Below are 18,237 nucleotides of genomic sequence, written 5' to 3' on the forward strand. Positions count from 1 at the left end.
CATACAAGTCCCACCTGCAAGAGCAAGCACTGCAGCAAATGTTGCATAGGATGCCCAGGTTGCCCCAATTCAGCGGATCATGACCACCAGCACTATCCGCCGGCCGCCCGCACTTTCCGGACCACCAATTTCGAGAACTCGTCCGGCGAATAGTCGGATGAGGACACGAACCCGAGAGTCGGGCTCAGACCGGGAAGCATCACCTCTTCCATGATGTAAGGAAGGACGTAGCCGGTGCGCTGGCGCTGCATACGCGCGAGCACCGCCTTCCACTCCCAGTTACCCGCCCAGCTGGAACTCTTGAAGGCCTCGGACACGAGGACTATGGCGAATCTGCTCTTGCTCATGTACGTAACCTGCAAGTACATCGCCAGGTCTTCACCCAGCAGCTCATGCTGGTGATCACGGTCGTAGAAGACCCTGAGCCCCGCCGCCTCCAGCCTCCTGGTGATGTTCTCCGCGACGCTCCGGTCAGCGCCCGCGAAGGAGATGGCGATGTCGTACTCATAGCCATCGGACTGCAGGGAGCCCACCCGCTCTCGATATTCGTGCTCCGACACTCCGGCGACCATCAGGTCGCGCGCGAGGTGGACCGTTGCCTTGAGAGCCAGGGCCGACGCCCAGGACGCGCCCGACCTGTGCCGCACTCCGCCGACCGGGCCCGGCCACGCGGATATGCTCGGGGAAAAGCCGTCCAGCAGCTCCGCGCCGAGCAGCGCGTTGACGGGGGCCAGCGGGGACGACCAACGTCTCAGGCACAGATAGAGCAACGGATGCCAGGTCAGCGAATGCCAGGCCGGTTGCCGGTAAATGATGATGAGCCGGTCCTGCAGCCGCAGGCCGCCTTCGGCGTCCCACGCCGACTCCAGGATCTGCTTCTTGTTCTCACGCAGTGAGATCGTCGGTGATTCGCCGATGACCGCGTAAACACGCTCGAGGGCGGAGTAGCCGAGTATCGCCTCTTCGACGGAGATCTTCTGCTGGTGCAGGACATTCTCGAGATAATGGGCCGTGGCGGCGAGCGCGACGCGCACCCCCTCCTCCTGGCGGACTCCCGTGCGGTAGGCGCGGGACAGCGCCAACGCCGGATAGAACGCGAAGGTGAACTCCGGATCCTCACCCTCTCTGAGCGGCCAGCCCCCGCCGGAGTGCTGTTTGGCGAGTAAGGCCCCGGCCAGACCGCGAAGAAGGTCGTACTCTCCTGTCACGAGATGGGGTCTGCATAAGAGCCCGAAGAGTAATTGCGATTCGGTCCACGAAGTCCGGCCGGCGGACGCGTCGTTGTCATGGCCCCGGGCGGATCCGTCCGCGTCGAGCAGGCCGAGCACCCCGTCCACCACCGGACGCACCACCTCGTCGCGGATGCCGCGAATCCCGGATATGCCAATCAGGAAGCCTCCGGCCGACGCCGACGAATGCTGATTTCTCCCGAACTCGTGCGCCTCGAACCGCCCGGAGACCAGCATCGCCCGGCTTATCAGCGACCGAGCCAATTCCTCGACGGAAGAGATGTGCAACATCTTCGCGGTCAGCGATAACGCAGCTTCCATGAGCTCGGCCTACCACCACGATCTGGTCACCCTAAATAGGGCTTTGGGGCTCTGCGGAGAATGACTTTCCTCAGGCGTTATTCATATTAGCGCAGTGACGAACGAGCCCCCGGCTTTCGGCCGGGGGCTCAGTGGCGGGATCGGGTCAGGACTCGTCCGGGGTGTAGTCGAGGTTCGGGCGGAGCCAGCGTTCGACCTCGGGCAGGGCCAGGCCACGGCGGGCCGCGTAGTCCTCCACCTGGTCGCGGCCCAGCCGGCCGACCGTGAAGTAACGCGACGACGGGTTGGCGAAGATCAGGCCGCTGACGCTCGCGGCGGGTGTCATCGCGTACGACTCGGTCAGGGCCAGGCCCGCCCGGCCGGCGTCGAGCAGGTCGAACAGCTCGCGCTTCTCGCTGTGGTCCGGGCTCGCCGGGTATCCGAGTGCCGGGCGGATGCCGCGGAAGCGCTCGGCGTGCAGGTCGGCCAGCTCAGGGTCGGCCTCCGGCTCGAACCACTCGCGCCTTGCCCGCAGGTGGGCGTACTCCGCGAAGGCCTCGGCCAGCCGGTCGGCCAGCGCCTTCACCATGATCGACCGGTAGTCGTCCTGTTCGGCCTCGTAGCCGGCGGCGAGCTTGTCCGCCCCGTGGATGGTCACCGCGAAACCGCCGAGGTGGTCCCCCGCCGGTGCGATGTAGTCGGCCAGGGAACGGTTTGACCGGCCCTCCGGCTTGGAGCTCTGCTGGCGCAGCATCGGCAGGCGCATCTCGCCCTGGTCGCCCGCGTCGAGCACGATGTCGTCGCCGTCGCTGTGCGCGGGCCAGAAGCCGTACACGCCCTCCGCCTGGAGGCTGCCGCTGTCGAGGATCTCATCCAGCATGACGTTGGCGTCGTCGTACAGCTCGCGCGCCACGGGCTGGTCGAGGATCGCCGGGAACTTGCCCTTCAGCTCCCAGGCGAGGAAGAAGAACTGCCAGTCGATCATCTCGCGGAGTTCCTTGAGCTCCGGCCGTACCCCCCGGACGCCGGTGAACTCGGGCACGGGCAGTCCGTCGAAGGAGACCTGCTCGCGGTTGGCACGGGCGTCGGCGAGGGAGAGCAGCGGCCGCTTCTGCTTGTTCGCGTGCTGGTCGCGCAGGCGCTCCTGCTCGGCGCGGTTGCTGGTGTCCAGCGCCTTGGCCCGGTCCTCGTCCAGCAGGTCGGACAGCACGCCGGCGACGCGGGAGGCGTCGAGCACGTGCACCGTGGTGGCCTCGTACGTGGGCGCGATGCGTACCGCCGTGTGCTGCCGCGAGGTCGTGGCGCCGCCGATCATCAGCGGCAGCTTCAGCCCCCGCCGCTCCATCTCGGTGGCGACGTTCACCATCTCGTCCAGCGACGGCGTTATCAGCCCGGACAGGCCGACCGCGTCGGCGCCCTCGGCCACCGCGGTGTCGAGGATCTTCGCGGCCGGGACCATGACGCCGAGGTCGATGACCTCGTAGTTGTTGCAGCCGAGGACGACACCGACGATGTTCTTGCCGATGTCGTGCACGTCGCCCTTGACCGTGGCCAGGACGACCTTGCCGTTGCCGCGCTCGACCTCTGCCCGGCCCTCCAGGCGCGCCTGTTCCTTCTCGGCCTCCATGTACGGCTCGAGGTAGGCGACCGACCGCTTCATGACCCGCGCGCTCTTGACCACCTGCGGCAGGAACATCTTGCCCGCGCCGAACAGGTCACCGACGACCTTCATGCCGTCCATGAGCGGGCCCTCGATCACGTCGAGGGGACGCGCCGCCCGCTGGCGGGCCTCTTCGGTGTCGTCCTCGATGTAGTCGACGATGCCGTGCACGAGCGCGTGCGCCAGCCGCTTCTCGACCGGGCCCTCGCGCCAGGACAGGTCGACCGTGCGCTTGGTGCCCTCGCCGCTGACCGTCTCGGCGAAGGAGACGAGCCGGTCGGTGGCGTCCTCGCGCCGGTCGAAGATGACGTCCTCGACGAGTTCGAGCAGGTCGGCGGGGATGTCCTGGTAGACCGCGAGTTGTCCCGCGTTAACGATGCCCATGTCCAGGCCCGCGCGGACCGCGTAGAGCAGGAACGCCGAGTGCATCGCCTCGCGTACGACGTTGTTGCCGCGGAAGGAGAACGACAGGTTCGAGATGCCGCCGCTCGTCCGCACGCCGGGGCAGCGCTCCTTGATCAGCGGCAGCGCGTCGATGAACGCCTTCGCGTAACCGTTGTGCTCGCTGATCCCGGTGGCCACCGCGAGCACGTTGGGGTCGAAGACGATGTCCTCGGGGGCGAACCCGGCCTTCTGGGTGAGCAGGTCGTACGCGCGGCCGCAGATCGCCACCTTGCGCTCGGTGGTGTCGGCCTGGCCCTTCTCGTCGAAGGCCATGACGACCACGCCGGCGCCGTAGTCGCGGATGCGCCGGGCCTGCTCGAGGAAGGGCTCCTCGCCCTCCTTGAGGCTGATGGAGTTGACGATGCCCTTGCCCTGCACGCAGCGGAGCCCGGCCTCCAGAACGCTCCAGCGCGAGCTGTCGATCATGATCGGGAGGCGGGCGACCTCGGGCTCGGTCGCGATGAGGTTCAGGAAGGTCGTCATGGCCTGCTCGCTGTCGAGCAGGTCGGCGTCCATGTTGACGTCGAGGATGTTCGCGCCGCCGCGTACCTGCTCCAGCGCCACGTCGACGGCGGCCTGGTGGTCATCGCCCTCGATCAGCCGCCGGAAGCGCGCCGAGCCGGTGACGTTCGTGCGCTCGCCGATCATGACGAAGCCGGTGTCGGGGCCGATCGCGAAGGGCTCCAGGCCGCTGAACCGCGTCCGCGGCGTCTGCTCGGGCACCCGCCGGGGCGACAGGCCGGACACGGCGCGCGCGATGTGCCCGATGTGCTCCGGGCTGGTGCCGCAGCAGCCGCCGACGATGTTGACGTGGCCCGCCTCGGCGAACTCCCCGACCAGCCGGCCGGTCTCCTCCGGCGTCTGGTCGTAGTCGCCGAACGCGTTGGGCAGGCCCGCGTTGGGGTGGCAGGCGGTGTAGGTCCCGGCCAGCCGGGACAGCTCTTCGAGGTACGGGCGCATCTCCTCGGCGCCCAGCGAGCAGTTGACGCCGACGACCAGCGGCTCGGCATGCTCGATCGAGCTCCAGAACGCCTCAACGGTCTGGCCCGAGAGCGTACGGCCGCTCTGGTCGACGATCGTGACCGAGATCCACAGCGGCAGGTGGGGGGCCACGTCGCGGGCGGCGGTGATCGCCGCCTTCGCGTTGAGCGTGTCGAAGATCGTCTCGATCAGGAGCAGGTCGACGCCGCCCTCGGCGAGCGCGGAGATCTGCTCGGCGTACGCGGCGCGGACGTCCTCGAAGGAGACCGCGCGGTAGGCCGGGTCCTCGACGCGCGGGGACAGCGACAGGGTGACGTTGAGCGGGCCGATCGAGCCGGCGACGAACCGGCCGCCCGCCTCATCCGCCGCCTGGCGGGCGAGACGGGCACCCTCGACGTTCATCTCGCGCACGTACTTCTGCAGGCCGTAGTCGGCCTGGCCGATGCTCGTGGCGGTGAACGTGTTGGTCGTCGTGATGTCCGCGCCCGCGGCGAGGTATTGCCGGTGCACGTCGAGGATCACGTCGGGCCGCGTGAGGTTGAGCAGGTCGGGGTCGCCGGTCACGTCGTGCGTGTGGTCGGTGAAGCGGTCGCCCCGGTAGTCCTCCGGTGCGAGCTTCGCGCCCTGGAGCATGGTCCCCCATGCCCCGTCGAGCACCACGACGCGCTCGGCGAGCAGCTGACGCAGAGCCTCCGCGGCGTCACGCCCGTTCGGTTCTTCCACTGGTGCACCTCCCGTAATGGGAGGCGCCCTTGCGGTCTGAACCAGGCCGAGCGTGGCGGGCTCTGAGCCCGTTGCAGCGCCTCTCGACCTGACCCTTGACGTTACCCGATAAGGCGCGGGCTCTCCAACGAAAGACCATCAGACGACCCGCAATCCAGAAGACGGAGAGCCGACCGTCACGGGGCGTCCACGAGCACCCCTCCGAGCGGTTGCCTGGCCACACCGTTCGCGTAATTGGCCTCCACGCCGGCCTTCTCCGAGGCGTTGGGCGTGGCGTTCGTGCACGAGACGCCGCCGGTCGAACCCGACATCAGCGACGAGCAGGGGCCGGGCTTGGCGTCCGGCAGGCCGAGGCTGTGGCCGAGCTCGTGGGCGGCGATGCGGGTGGTGTTGTAGCCCTCGTTCACGGCCTCGCGGCCGAACCACACGGTCACCCGGCCGCCGGGGCGGACCGGGCCGAGGTTCGACTGCGGCCAGCCGTCGAAGGCGACGACCTGGATCTCCGCACGGGTTCCGGAGGTGGCGGCGACGATATGGACGTTGTGGACGCTGGCGTTCCACGACGCGACGCCCGCGGCGACCGCGCTCTTGAACTCGGCGGCCTGGCTGGCGTCGTAGTGGAGGGTGATGACGGCGGCGGGGGCGGGGGCCGCGTCGGCGGCGGGGACGACGGCGGCCGTGAGGGTGATCGCGCCGGCGCCGATCAGGACGCGCGCGACAGTGCGGTGCAGCATGGCGGAGCCTTCCTCGGTCAGGAATTGAGCGTTGCCGCAGGGGACCCGGGGTCGGGGTCGCGCCGAGCCTATTTCTGTGCCGATTACTTAACAAGTAGCATGACTTATTGAAAAATAATCGGTCATATGGCAATACATCAGCGTAGGCGCTGGACCCGGCTCAGGTAGGTCTGCACGACCACGACGGCCGCCAGGAAGGCGCCGCTCACCACCTGCTGATAGGACGAGGAAAGATCGCCGATCTGGTTGATGAGGTTCTGGATCACGCCGAGGAGAAGGACTCCCGCGATCGTCCCGCTGACCGAGCCCGCGCCGCCGGTGAGCAGCGTGCCGCCGATCACGACGGCGGCGATGACGTCGAGCTCCATCCCGGTGCCGAGGATCGTGACGCCCGAGGACAGCCGCGCCGCGTTGAGCGCCCCGGCCAGGCCGGCCAGCAGGCCGGACAGCACGTAAACGACGACCTTGGTCCGTACGACCGGCACGCCCATCAGCTCGGCCGCGTCCTCGCTGCCGCCGATCGCGTACACGCACTGGCCGAACCTGGTCCGCTGGAGTAGTACCGAGCCGGCGGCGAACAGCGCGATCGTCAGGTACACCGGGTAGCCGAGGCCCAGGAAGCCGCCCTGGCCCACCCGGGCGAGCACCGCGCCGTGCGGGATGAGGTAGGTCTTGGCGCCCTCGTCGGAGATCGACAGCAGCAGGCCGCGCGCGCCCAGCAGGCCCGCGAGCGTGACGATGAACGGCGCCAGCCGTACGCGCGCGATCAACAGGCCCTGGGCCAGGCCGAACGCCCCGCAGACCACCAGCGGCAGCAGCAGCGCGGCGAGCGACCCCCAGCGCACGCCGTACGCGGCCAGCACCCCGCCCAGGGCGAAGACCGAGCCGACCGACAGGTCGATCCCGCCCGTGATGATCACGAAGGTCATGCCGAGGGCCACCGTCGCCAGGAACGACGAGGTGATCGCGATGTTGCCGAGGTTGTCGCCGGTCGGGAACCGGTCGAAGGCGAATGACCCGATCGCGACCAGCAGGACCAGTACGGCGGCGGCGCCGTGGCGCTGGACCAGCCCGAAGGCGCGCTCGCGGCCGGAGGCACCGGCCGGAGCGTCGGTGGCCGTCACGGCCGGCATCGTCTGTTCGGTCATCGCCGGCCCGCCCCTCGCGCGGCGTACACGGCCGCAAGAATGATCACTGCCTGCACCATCTGCGCCAGCGAGTCCGCGAGATCGTGCTTGATGAGCGTCGCGCGGACGAGCTGGATCAGCAGCGCGCCGGCGACGGTGCCCAGCACACGTACCCGCCCGCCGGTCAGCGGCGTCCCTCCCACGACGACCGCGGTGATGGCCGACAGCTCCATCAGCAGGCCGAGGGAGGACGGGTCGCTGGCCTGCAGCCGGGCCGTGGCCAGCACCCCGGCGGTCGCCGCCAGCAGGCCCGACACCACGTACACGAGCAGCAGGATCCGCCGTACGGGCAGGCCCGACAGCTCGCTCGCCGTACGGTTGCCGCCGATCGCGACCAGCCGCCGGCCGAACGTCGTGCGGCGCACGACCGCCATCACCACGACGGTCAGCACGGCCGCGACCACGACCGGCAGCGGGACGCCCAGGAGGCTGGACGAGCCGAGGTTCAGCAGGTCAGGGTCGTACACGTCCTTGAGCTGCCCGCCCGCGACGACGAGCGCGATCCCGCGGCCGCCGACGAACAGCGCCAGCGTCGCGACGATCGGCTGCACGCCCACGAACGCGACCAGGGACCCGTTGACCAGCCCCACCACGACGCCGCCGACGAGCGCGGCGAGGACCGCGGCCACGACGCCGTACCCGAGGTAGAGCGGGATGAGCGCGGTGGCCAGGGCCATCACGGAGCCGACCGACAGGTCGACGCCCTCGGTGCCGATCACCAGCGCCATGCCGAGTGAGACGATGACGACCGGCGCCACCTGGACGAGCTGGGTGCGCAGGTTCTCCAGCGAAAGGAAGCGCGGGGTGATCGCGATGTTGATGACGATCAGCGCGGCGATCGCCGCGTACACGCCGTAGTCCTGCAGCCAGGCGAGCACCCGGCCGCGGTCCAGCCGCGAGACGGGCAGGGCGGTGTCGGTCATGCGGCCCCTCCCCCGGTGCCGACCGCCGCGATCGTGGTCATGACCCCCTCCTCGGTGAGGTCGCCGCCGGACAGCTCGCCGACGACCGTGCCGTCCTTGAGCACCACGACGCGGTCGGAGCCCTCGACCAGCTCCTCCAGGTCGGCGGAGATCAGGAGTACGCCGAGGCCGTCCTCGGCGAGCTCGTCGATCAGCGCCTGGACCTCGGCCTTGGCACCGACGTCGATGCCGCGCGTCGGCTCGTCCAGCAGCAGGATCTTGGGTTCGATGGCGAGCCAGCGGGCGAGCAGGACCTTCTGCTGGTTGCCGCCGGACAGCTCGGCGACCCGCTGGTGCGGTCCGGCGGCCTTGATGCGCAGCCGCCGCATGAACGTCTCGACGATCCGGTCGATGCGCGCCTCGGAGACGACGCCGCCGCGGGAGAGCCGGGGAAGCGCGGCGAGCGCGATGTTCTCCCGTACGGACAGCGTCGCGATGACGCCCTCGGCCTTGCGGTCCTCGGGCAGCAGGGCCACGCCGGCCCGGATCGCCGCGGCGGCCGACCCGCGCCGCAGCGGCACGCCGGCCACGGTCACCCGGCCGCCGTCGAGCGGCAGCGCGCCGGCGATCGCCTTCGCGGTCTCGGTACGGCCGGCGCCGAGCAGCCCGCCGAGGCCGACGACCTCGCCCGGCCGGATGGCGAGCGAGACGTCGTCGAGCACGTGCCGGCGGGTCAGGCCGGACGCCTCGACGACCGGGGTGTCCCGCGCGGGGTCGTGCGCGCCGGTGAACTTGGTGACGCCCTCGGCCCGTACGGCGGAGACGGGACGGCCGAGCATCAGCGCGACGAGGCGCAGCCGGTCCAGCTCCGCGAGCGGGCCCTGGTGGACCACCCGGCCGTCGCGCAGCACGGTGACACCGTCGCAGATCCGGTACAGCTCGTCCAGACGGTGACTGACGTAGATCACCGAGATGCCCCGCTCGCGGAGCCGCCCGATCACCCCGAAGAGCGTGTCCACCTCACGGGCTTCGAGGGAGGAGGTCGGCTCGTCCATCACGACGACCCGCGCGTCCACCGAGACGGCGCGGGCCAGCGCGATCATCTGCTGGGCGCCGACGCTCAGCGACCGCAGCGGGCCGCGGACGTCGACGTCGATCCCGTACGAGGTGAGCGTGCGCTCCGCCTCGCGGTGCATGGCGCGGAAGTCGATCAGGCCGAACCCCCGGCGCGGCTCCCGGCCGAGGAACAGGTTGCGCGCCACGCTCATCGACGGGACCAGGCCGATCTCCTGGTGGACGGCCTGGATCCCGGCACGCTGGGCGTCGAGCGAGCCGGCGAACTCCACCCGCCGCCCGGCGAGGCGCATCTCCCCCTCGTCGGGACGGTGCACGCCGGTGATCACCTTGATCAGCGTGGACTTGCCGGCGCCGTTCTCCCCGACCAGGGCGTGCACCTCGCCGGGTGCCAGGTCCACCGACACCCGGTCGAGGGCGACGACTCCGGTGAAGCGCTTGACGATGCCGCTCACCTGGAGCAGAGGGTCCTCCACGGTCAGAACGCCGAGGAGACGGACTGCCGTGCGTTGGACGCGTCGTACTCACGGTCGGTGATGATGACCTTGTCGGGGATGGCCTGGCCGTTCAGGAAGTTCGTCAGCGTCTGGAAGGCCAGCGGCCCGAACCTCGGGTTGCTCTCGATGACCGCCGAGATCCAGCCGCCCGGGATCTGCGACACGGCGTTCCGCGTGCCGTCCACCGTGACGATCTTGATCTGGCCGGCCTTCTTGCCCGCGCCCTTCAGCGCCGTCACCGCGCCGAGACCCATCTCGTCGTTCTCGGCGTAGAGGCCGTTCACGTCCGGGTTGCTCTGGATCAGCTGCTCGGTGACCTGCTGGCCCTTCTCCCGGGTGAACTCGGCGGTCTGCTGGAAGGTGATCTTGATCCCCGGCGCCGCCTTCTTCAGCTCGTCCTTGAAGCCGTTGGTCCGGTCCGTGGTCACGTTGTTGCCCGACGCGCCGAGCAGGATCGCGACGTTGCCCTTCCCCCCGAGCGCCTTGACCATCTGGTCGGCGGCCCGCTTGCCCTGTTCGTAGAAGTTCGACCCGATGAACGTCACGTAGTCCTTGCAGGCCGTCGCGTTGATCTGGCGGTCGACCGTGATGATCGGGATGTGCTTGGCGGAGGCCTGCTGCAGCACCGGTTCCCAGCCGTCGGAGTTGAGCGGCGCGATGATGAGCGCCTGCGCCCCCTGGGCGATGAGCTGCTGCACGTCGCTGATCTGCTTGTTGAACTGCGACTGCCCGTTCGTCGCCTTCAGGTGGCCGATGCCGAGCTTCTTCGCCTCGGACTTGATCGAGGCGGTCTCGGCGATGCGGAACGGGTTCGCCTCCTTCTCGGACTGGGAGAACCCGACCGTCCCGGACTTCAGGTCGAACTTCTGCGCCCCGAACTTGGAGAGCGTGCACGAGGGTGCGCTGCCCGAGGGGGTCTGGACGACCTGCTGCTGACCCTGCGTGTCCTGCGCGCCGGCCTGCTTGTCGTCCTCGGACTTTGCGCAACCGGCGGCGGCGACGGTCAGCACGGCGACGAGCGCGGCGGCACGTACGCCACGGCGCGAAGGAACGGTCATGGGCGGATCCTTCCCCTAGTGGAGATCACAGCGGGATGAAAGGCATCCGTATTGAGCCACTCCTGATCGTGTTCTGTCAACATCGATCTGAATATTGCAATTGTGGTCATGGACGCTCATGCTGAGGGCCGTCTCGCCCGCCTCCGCCCCGCGCAGATGGGAGCCCCTCCTTGTACGCGCTGCGATCCCACGCGACGGCCCGCCCCCGTGGCCCGGCCCTCCTCATCGGCGTGGCCCTCACGCTGCTCGCCGCCCTCCTCGTACCGGCCGAAGCCGCGCCGGCCACGCCCCGCCCCTCCGCGCAGACGCAGCTGACCACACCCTGGACGAGTCAGGTCTCCGCGAAGAACGCCCTGCCGGACTACCCCCGCCCGCAGCTCACCCGGTCCCGCTGGCAGAACCTCAACGGCACGTGGCAGTTCGCCGAGGCCGCCGCCGGTGAGACGCCGCCGGCCGGCCGGAATCTGGCGGACCGCATCCTCGTGCCGTACCCGGTGGAGTCCCTCCTGTCCGAGATCCAGCGGCACGTCGACCACATGTGGTACCGCCGGACGTTCACCGTGCCGCGCTCCTGGCACGGCGACCGGCTGCTGCTGCACTTCCAGGCCGTGGACTACCAGGCCGTCGTCTACGTCAACGGCGTCAAGGTCGCGACGCACACCGGCGGGTACGACTCCTTCACCGCCGACGTGACCGGCGCGCTGAGGGGGACCGGCCCCCAGGAGGTCCTGGTCGGCGTCGACGACACCACCGACATCGGCGCGCAGCCGGTCGGCAAGCAGCGCCAGACCGGCGACGGCATCTTCTACACGCCGTCCTCGGGCATCTGGCAGACGGTGTGGATGGAGCCGGTGGCCGCCGCGCACATCGACCGGCTCGACGCGACGCCCGACCTGGCCGCCAAGGCGCTCCGGCTGACCGTACACGCCACCGGCGTCACCTCCCAGACCGTCGAGGCCACCGCGTACGCCGGGAGGCGTGAGGTCGGGCGGGTCACCGGCCGGGCCGGTACGGAGCTCCGGCTGCCCGTCCCGCACCCGCACCTGTGGAGCCCCGACGACCCGTACCTGTACACGCTGAAGGTGCGGCTGGTCGACCGGCACCGGAGCGTCGACGCGACCGGCTCCTACTTCGGGATGCGCTCGATCGGTCTCGGCAAGGGTCCGGACGGCAAGGTGCGGACGCTCCTCAACGGGAAGTTCCTCATGCAGGTCGGCACGCTCGACCAGGGGTTCTGGCCGGACGGCGTCTACACCGCGCCGACCGACGCGGCGCTGCGGTTCGACCTGGAGGCGCACAAGCGGCTCGGCTTCAACATGGTCCGCAAGCACGTCAAGGTCGAACCCGACCGCTGGTACTACTGGGCGGACCGGCTCGGCCTGCTCGTCTGGCAGGACATGCCCTCGACGTTCGCCTCGCACACGCCGCCGGCGTCGGTGAAGGAGCAGTTCGAGACCCAGCTCCACGCGGTCGTCGACCAGCACCGCAGCCACCCGTCGATCATCACCTGGGTGCCGTTCAACGAGGGCTGGGGCGAGTACGAACCCGGCCGCATCGCCGGTGAGATCAAGTCCTGGGACCCCAGCCGTCTCGTGAACGCGGACAGCGGCGTCAACTGCTGCGACTCGCTGCCCGACAACGGCGAGGGTGACATCTACGACGACCACACCTACGTCGGGCCGGGAGCCCCCGCCCAGCAGGGCGCACGCGCGGCCGTGGACGGGGAGTACGGCGGGCTCGGCCTGCGCGTCGACGGGCACATGTTCGACCCGGCGAACGGCTTCGCGTACGAGATGGAGCCGGACGCGGCCACGCTGACCCGCCGCTACACCGAGCTGCAGGGCCGGCTGCTGCAGGTGGAGAAGCGGTGCGGGATCTCCGCGTCGGTCTACACCCAGATCACCGACGTCGAGGACGAGCTCAACGGCATCTACACCTACGACCGCCGGGTGCTCAAGCCCGGCGCCGACCAGGTGCGCGCCGCGAACCTCGCGCTCATCAAGGCGTCGGGCTCGGTCGGCGGCGGAGGCGGGACGACCTACCCGCCCGGCACGCCGGGGCTCGACGGCGTGAGCTTCTACCCGTTCGACGAGGGCGGTGGCACGGTCGCCGGGGACGCCGCGGGCACGCACGACGCGACGCTCGTGGGCGGCCCCGCGTGGACGGCCGGGCACTCCGGCTCGGCGCTGCAGTTCGACGGCTCCGGCCAGTACGCGGACACGGGCGCGGCGATCCTGGACACGACCGGGAACTACAGCGTCTCCGCCTGGGTGAAGCTGGACCGCCGCGGGTCCTTCGCCACCGCGGTCAGCCAGGACGGCGACACCAACAGTGCGTTCTACCTGCAGTACTCCGGCGCGGACGACCGCTTCGCGTTCAGCTTCGCCGGCGTACGCGCGCTCGCGCCCACCGCCCCGCAGACCGGCCAGTGGTACCACCTCGTCGGCGTCCGCGACGCCGCGAGCGGCACCCTCACCCTCTACGTCGACGGGCAGCAGGCCGGCACCGCGCCGGCCTGCCTCGGCGACGCGTCCACGGGCCACACCGTGATCGGCCGCGCCCGGTACGGCGGCAACCCGGTCGACTACTGGCCCGGCGCCATCGACCAGGTGCACGTCTACGACCGCGCCCTGTCGGCCGCCGAGGCCTCCCAGCTCTACCAGTCCGGAAAGTGAGACCGCGGGGAGGGGGCTCGGCCCCCTCCCCCAGGGAGTGAACATGGAACGTCGAACCTTCCTGCGGCGCGGCCTCGCGGCCGGCGGCGGCGCCCTCGTCGCGCCGTCCGTCGCCCGGCCCGCGTCCGCGTCCCCGCGTGCCCCCGGCACCGTCCGGGTGATCCGCACGGCCGAGGCGCCCTCGGCCGGCGGCCTCTACACGCCGAACCGCGCGCCGCTGCGGCCCGAGCCGTTCCTGCGGCTGCCGCCCGGGAACGTGAAACCGAAGGGCTGGCTGCGCCGGCAGCTCGACCTCCAGGTCGAGGGGCTCAACGGCCGCATGCCGGAGGTGTCGGACTATCTGGTCTATGAGACCAACGGCTGGGTCGACCCGGCCCAGGACGGCTGGGAGGAGCTGCCGTACTGGCTGCGCGGCCTCACCGACTTAGGCCTGGTCACCGGCGACCAGCGGGTGCGCGACCTGACCGGCCGGTGGGTCGACGGCATCCTCGCCGCGCAGCAGCCGGACGGCTGGTTCGGGCCGGCCAGGCTGCGCACGTCGCTGGAGGGCGGCCCGGACTTCTGGCCGCACATGCCGGTACTGGACGCGCTGCGCTCGTACGCGGACGCCACCGGCGACACCCGGATCACGCCGTTCCTGACCCGGTACTTCGGGTTCCAGAACGCCCAGCCCGCCGCGGTGTTCAGCCGCGGCTGGGGCGCGTTCCGGTGGGGCGACACGATCGACTCGATCTACTGGACCTACAACCGCACCGGCGCGTCCTGGCTGCCCGACCTGGTCCGCAAGATCCACGCCGGCTCGGCCGACTACATCTCGGGCATCCCGACCTGGCACAACGTCAACCTCGCCCAGGGCTTCCGCGAGCCGCTGCAGTACGGCGTGCTGACCGGCGACCCGGCGCTGCGCGCGGCCACCTACCGCGACTACGCCACCGTGATGGGCACGTACGGCCGGTTCCCCGGCGGCGGTTTCGCGGGTGACGAGAACTGCCGGCCGCACTACACCGATCCCCGGCAGGGCTTCGAGACCTGCGGGTTCGTGGAGTTCATGCACAGCTTCGAGCTGCTGACGCGGATCACCGGCGACCCGGTCTGGGCCGACCGGTGCGAGGAGATCGCGGTCAACTCCCTGCCCGCGGCCTTCGACCCGGCCCAGAAGGGCACCCACTACATCACCAGCGCGAACAGCGTCCGGCTCGACGACGTCGCCAAGACCCACGGCCAGTTCCAGAACACCTTCGCCATGCAGGCGTACAAGCCGGGCGTCCACCAGTACCGCTGTTGCCCGCACAACTACGGCATGGGCTGGCCGTACTACTCCGAGGAGCTGTGGCTCGCGACGTACGACTCCGGCCTGTGCGCCTCGATGTACGCCGCCTCGGAGGTCACGGCCAAGCTCGGCGACGGCACGACGGTGACGGTCACCGAGGACACCGGCTACCCGTTCGAGGAGACGGTCACGCTGACCGTCTCCTCGCCCCGCGAGGTCGCGTTCCCGCTGTACCTGCGGATCCCCGCCTGGTGCGCCTCGCCGTCGCTCACGGTGAACGGCGAGACGCTCCCGTTCACCGCGGCCCCGCCCTGCTACGCCGTGGTCGAGCGCACCTGGCGGTCCGGCGACCGCGTCGTGCTGGCGCTGCCGATGCGCACGACCACCCGTACGTGGGACAAGGGGGCGATCTCGGTCGCGCACGGCCCGCTGACCTTCTCCCTCGCCATCGAGGAGAGCTGGCGGCAGTTCGCGGGCACCGCCGCCTGGCCCGAGTACGAGGTCACGGCCGGTTCGGCGTGGAACTACGGCCTCGACGGCACGTCCTTCACGCTCCGGCGCAACGCCGCGACCGGGAACCCGTTCACGCGCCGGGGCGTCCCGCTCGAACTGCGCGCGACGGCCCGCCGCATTCCCCAGTGGGGCGCCGACGACGAGAACGTCGTACGCCCGCTCCAGGACGGCCCGGCGCGGTCCGCCGAGCCTCCGGAGACGGTCACGCTCATCCCGATGGGGGCCGCTCGGCTGCGGATCACGACGTTCCCGGTCATCGGCACCGGGGCGGGCGCCCACGACTGGGTACTGCCGACGGCCTCCCACGTCTGGCAGGCCGACACGGTCGAGGCACTGTGCGACGGCATCGAGCCGGCGAACTCAAGCGACCAGTCGATCCCGCGGTTCACCTGGTGGGACCACACCGGGGGCACCGAGTGGGCCGGCTTTGAGTACGCGCAGCCGGTCACGGTCTCCGCCACCGAGGTGTACTGGTTCGACGACACCGGGCAGGGCCGGTGCCGGGTGCCGGTCTCGTGGCGGCTGCTGTACCTCGACGGGACCACGTGGCGGCCCGTCGCGAACCCGTCCGCGTACGGCACCGCGCGCGACGCCTACAACCGGACGACGTTCACCGCCGTACGGGCGAGCGCGTTCCGCATCGAGGCGGTCCTCGGCAGCGAAGTCTCCGGCGGGATCCTCGAGTGGAGGCTCAGGGGCTGACCGTGCCCTCCGCGGCCATCGCGTTCCGCGGCCCCGGGCCGACGACGGCGACCGACACACACGCCTCCCCGCCGCTGTGTCTGCTCTCTCGCCAATTGAGCGCCAGAGGACCGGTCTGGGAGCCTGCCGCCGGTCTGGCCGGCGGGGAGAGCGACTGGGCAGCTTGTGTGGACGAGGCGGGAGACTGCGCGACGTGCAGTTGGAGGCGGCCCCGGGACGCAGCGGCCAGCAACGCGTCGATCCGCGTCTGGTCGATCCCGGCGCGTTTGTGCCGGGCCTGCTCGTACATACGGCCGAGCACGCCGTCGATCGAGGTGAGAGAGTTCTCCGCGGCGTCGATGCCGGTCGGGGACGGCCCGAAGCCCCGCAGTTCCACGGGAATCAGCGGCACCGTCAGCCGGCCCTCGTTGGTGTCGGCCTCGTCGAAGCCGGTACCGATACCGACCCCCTCCCATTGATCGACTCGCTGAGCGGGCCGGGTGAGCAGGGCGTTGTCCAGGTAGGTGCCGATACTCGTCTCCTCGTCGTCCGGGAAAGGGAGACCGAGCAGGTCGATGGATCTGTCCGGCAGCATTTCCGCGACTTCGCGAAGGGCCGGCTCTTCCACGGCCTTCGCGTCATAGTCCTTATCATAGTTCGGATGAGCCCGGCGGAATTGGGTCACCAGCAGATCCCGAACGGACTTGGCGTTTCCATCCAGAAAAGTCTTCGCATCATCGGGCAACTGCTGCCTTATCCCGGCGAAGGCCACTCGCGAAGCGACCAGCAGGCGATTTTTGAGAAGCACATCCGGTTTGAGATAACCTTCCAGCCGCGAGGCGATATGTGGATAGACCAGGGCGGTCATTCCCCGTATGGCCGACACCGACTCGATCTCACCCAGCCCGTCGAGCGAGCTAGGCAAGACCTTCGTCCCGAAGCGCCACTCGACGAAACGCTGGGCGACCTTGTCACCGAAACTGAGACCTGAACGAAGCACCGCGGCTCCGAGCGGCCCATGCTCAACCGCGTACTTGAGGAAGGCATGCATCTCGGTCAGCGGCACACCTGCGGTGTACTGGGCGAACAGTGCACCCGTCTCGCTGCCGGGCGCTGTGATCGGCAACGCCTCGAGCGTCGTCATCTCCGCCGCTATCTTCCAGGAGTCCCTGCCGGGGAAGAACTCCCAGCCTTCCTCCTCGGGGAAGAGCTCCCGGGCCGGCAGCCGCGGTCTCTGGCGAGGGTCTTCGGCCGCCTTCTCTCGTAGCGTCTCGAGCTTCTCCCGAATCGACGCCAGCGTTGTGACACGGTCAGCGGCCCGGATGTCCGCCGGCACCCCCGTCATTCCGAACGGCATCGAGACGAACTCCACTACCGGCCCGGAGACCATCTCGGCCAGCTCCTTGCCGGACTTCTCGAAAAGACGCCTGTTCGGGTAGAACGTGCCTTCCGTGTCACGAGGGAAGTGACGCTTGTCGATCTGAACCTGGTAACCCAGACGCTCGTTGACGGCCAGCACGAAGCCACTCGTCTCCGCCGCTGTCGGCGGTAGCCGGTGGATGAGGATGGCCGTCTCGAATTCCAGGCCGTACGCGCCGAGAAGCGGGGGCCGCTGCCCCGGAGTCACGTCGACGGCGATGCTCTCGCGAGGGAAACCGTCGCTGGTCGGCAGGAACTCCAGGCTCTCGAACCACGCCGGGAGGACCGCCTGGCGGCCCTGCTGGCCGTTCAGGAACACGATGCCGTTCTCGTCGTGGACCACGTTGAAGACGTGACCGACCGGCATGCCCCGGACCCCGACGATGACGATGCCCCGTGCCCCGCGGCCCGCCGCGGTCATGGCGTCCACGATGGCCGCGTACCCGGGCACCGCGACCGGCTCGCCTCTGCCCAGGTTGAGGATGTGCTCGTACGGCGCGCGCTCACCCGGCGGGACCTGGTAGTACGCACGCCGCGCCGGATCCTCATCCGGATGGAGCATGGCCTCCTTCAGCGTCAGGTCCGTGCCGATCGCGGTGAGCACGCAGTTGGTGGCGAAGTCACCCCCACGGAAACGAAGCGGATTGATCTTCGGCAACCAGGGATAGCTCGCCCGCACGACCCCGGGAGGAAGGGGACGGTGGCCGGCCCACGCGCTCCGCGCCACGCGGGCTCCGTCCTGCCGTGTGGTGCGGCCGGCCGGCCGTCGTGTCACCGGCGTCCGGCGCGGCACCGCCGACGGATCGATGACGAACCGGCGCCCGGCCCCCGCGGCGACGAGCAGACTCCCCGCAGCGGCCTCGACACAGGCCAGAGCTTCACCCTCGGCG

At 70.0% G+C, this 18,237-nt stretch carries 10 protein-coding genes and 1 riboswitch; of the genes, 2 read left to right on the forward strand and 8 right to left on the reverse strand.

The features are described 5' to 3' along the window. Positions 1 to 92: 92 nt before the first annotated feature. The 7 genes from QWU11_RS14330 to QWU11_RS14360 all read right to left on the reverse strand — a co-directional run bounded on the left by QWU11_RS14330 (position 93) and on the right by QWU11_RS14360 (position 10,789). Positions 93 to 1,550, reverse strand: coding sequence for a TIR domain-containing protein (locus tag QWU11_RS14330; protein ID WP_290108024.1), 1,458 nt, complete (start codon positions 1,548 to 1,550; stop codon positions 93 to 95). A 145-nt stretch (positions 1,551 to 1,695) separates the two neighbouring features. Then, a complete protein-coding gene (gene metH / locus QWU11_RS14335; RefSeq protein ID WP_290108079.1) occupies positions 1,696 to 5,337 on the reverse strand; it encodes a methionine synthase in 3,642 nt (1,213 codons plus the stop codon). A gap of 14 nt (positions 5,338 to 5,351) precedes the next feature. Further along, a riboswitch (S-adenosyl-L-homocysteine riboswitch) is annotated at positions 5,352 to 5,428 on the reverse strand. Positions 5,429 to 5,513: 85 nt separating this feature from the next. After that, a complete protein-coding gene (locus tag QWU11_RS14340) occupies positions 5,514 to 6,071 on the reverse strand; it encodes a snapalysin family zinc-dependent metalloprotease (protein ID WP_290108097.1) in 558 nt (185 codons plus the stop codon). A 137-nt stretch (positions 6,072 to 6,208) separates the two neighbouring features. Then, a complete protein-coding gene (locus tag QWU11_RS14345) occupies positions 6,209 to 7,219 on the reverse strand; it encodes an ABC transporter permease (protein ID WP_290108159.1) in 1,011 nt (336 codons plus the stop codon). Next, positions 7,216 to 8,181, reverse strand: coding sequence for an ABC transporter permease (locus QWU11_RS14350; protein ID WP_290108168.1), 966 nt, complete (start codon positions 8,179 to 8,181; stop codon positions 7,216 to 7,218). Before QWU11_RS14350 ends, QWU11_RS14345 begins: the two co-directional genes overlap by 4 nt. After that, positions 8,178 to 9,710: a sugar ABC transporter ATP-binding protein gene (locus QWU11_RS14355; RefSeq protein WP_354670842.1), complete on the reverse strand. Its 1,533-nt coding sequence runs from the start codon at positions 9,708 to 9,710 to the stop codon at positions 8,178 to 8,180. Before QWU11_RS14355 ends, QWU11_RS14350 begins: the two co-directional genes overlap by 4 nt. Before the next feature lie 2 nt (positions 9,711 to 9,712). After that, positions 9,713 to 10,789: an ABC transporter substrate-binding protein gene (locus QWU11_RS14360; protein ID WP_290108176.1), complete on the reverse strand. Its 1,077-nt coding sequence runs from the start codon at positions 10,787 to 10,789 to the stop codon at positions 9,713 to 9,715. A 170-nt stretch (positions 10,790 to 10,959) separates the two neighbouring features. Here QWU11_RS14360 and QWU11_RS14365 point away from each other — a divergent pair, with 170 nt between their 5' ends. Then, entirely contained in the window at positions 10,960 to 13,464 is a 2,505-nt protein-coding gene (locus QWU11_RS14365; RefSeq protein ID WP_290108195.1) for a LamG-like jellyroll fold domain-containing protein, read from the forward strand. A gap of 43 nt (positions 13,465 to 13,507) precedes the next feature. Further along, complete coding sequence (locus QWU11_RS14370; RefSeq protein WP_290108209.1) at positions 13,508 to 15,949, forward strand: beta-L-arabinofuranosidase domain-containing protein; 2,442 nt, start codon at positions 13,508 to 13,510, stop codon at positions 15,947 to 15,949. Here QWU11_RS14370 and QWU11_RS14375 read toward each other — a convergent pair. Continuing rightward, positions 15,939 to 18,005 (reverse strand): toxin glutamine deamidase domain-containing protein, encoded by a 2,067-nt coding sequence (locus tag QWU11_RS14375; protein WP_290108212.1) that lies wholly within the window; start codon positions 18,003 to 18,005, stop codon positions 15,939 to 15,941. The two genes, QWU11_RS14370 and QWU11_RS14375, sit on opposite strands and share 11 nt — an antisense overlap. Between the last annotated feature and the right edge of the window lie 232 nt (positions 18,006 to 18,237).

This window comes from Actinomadura sp. DC4 (assembly GCF_030406325.1).
GTDB lineage: Bacteria > Actinomycetota > Actinomycetes > Streptosporangiales > Streptosporangiaceae > Actinoallomurus.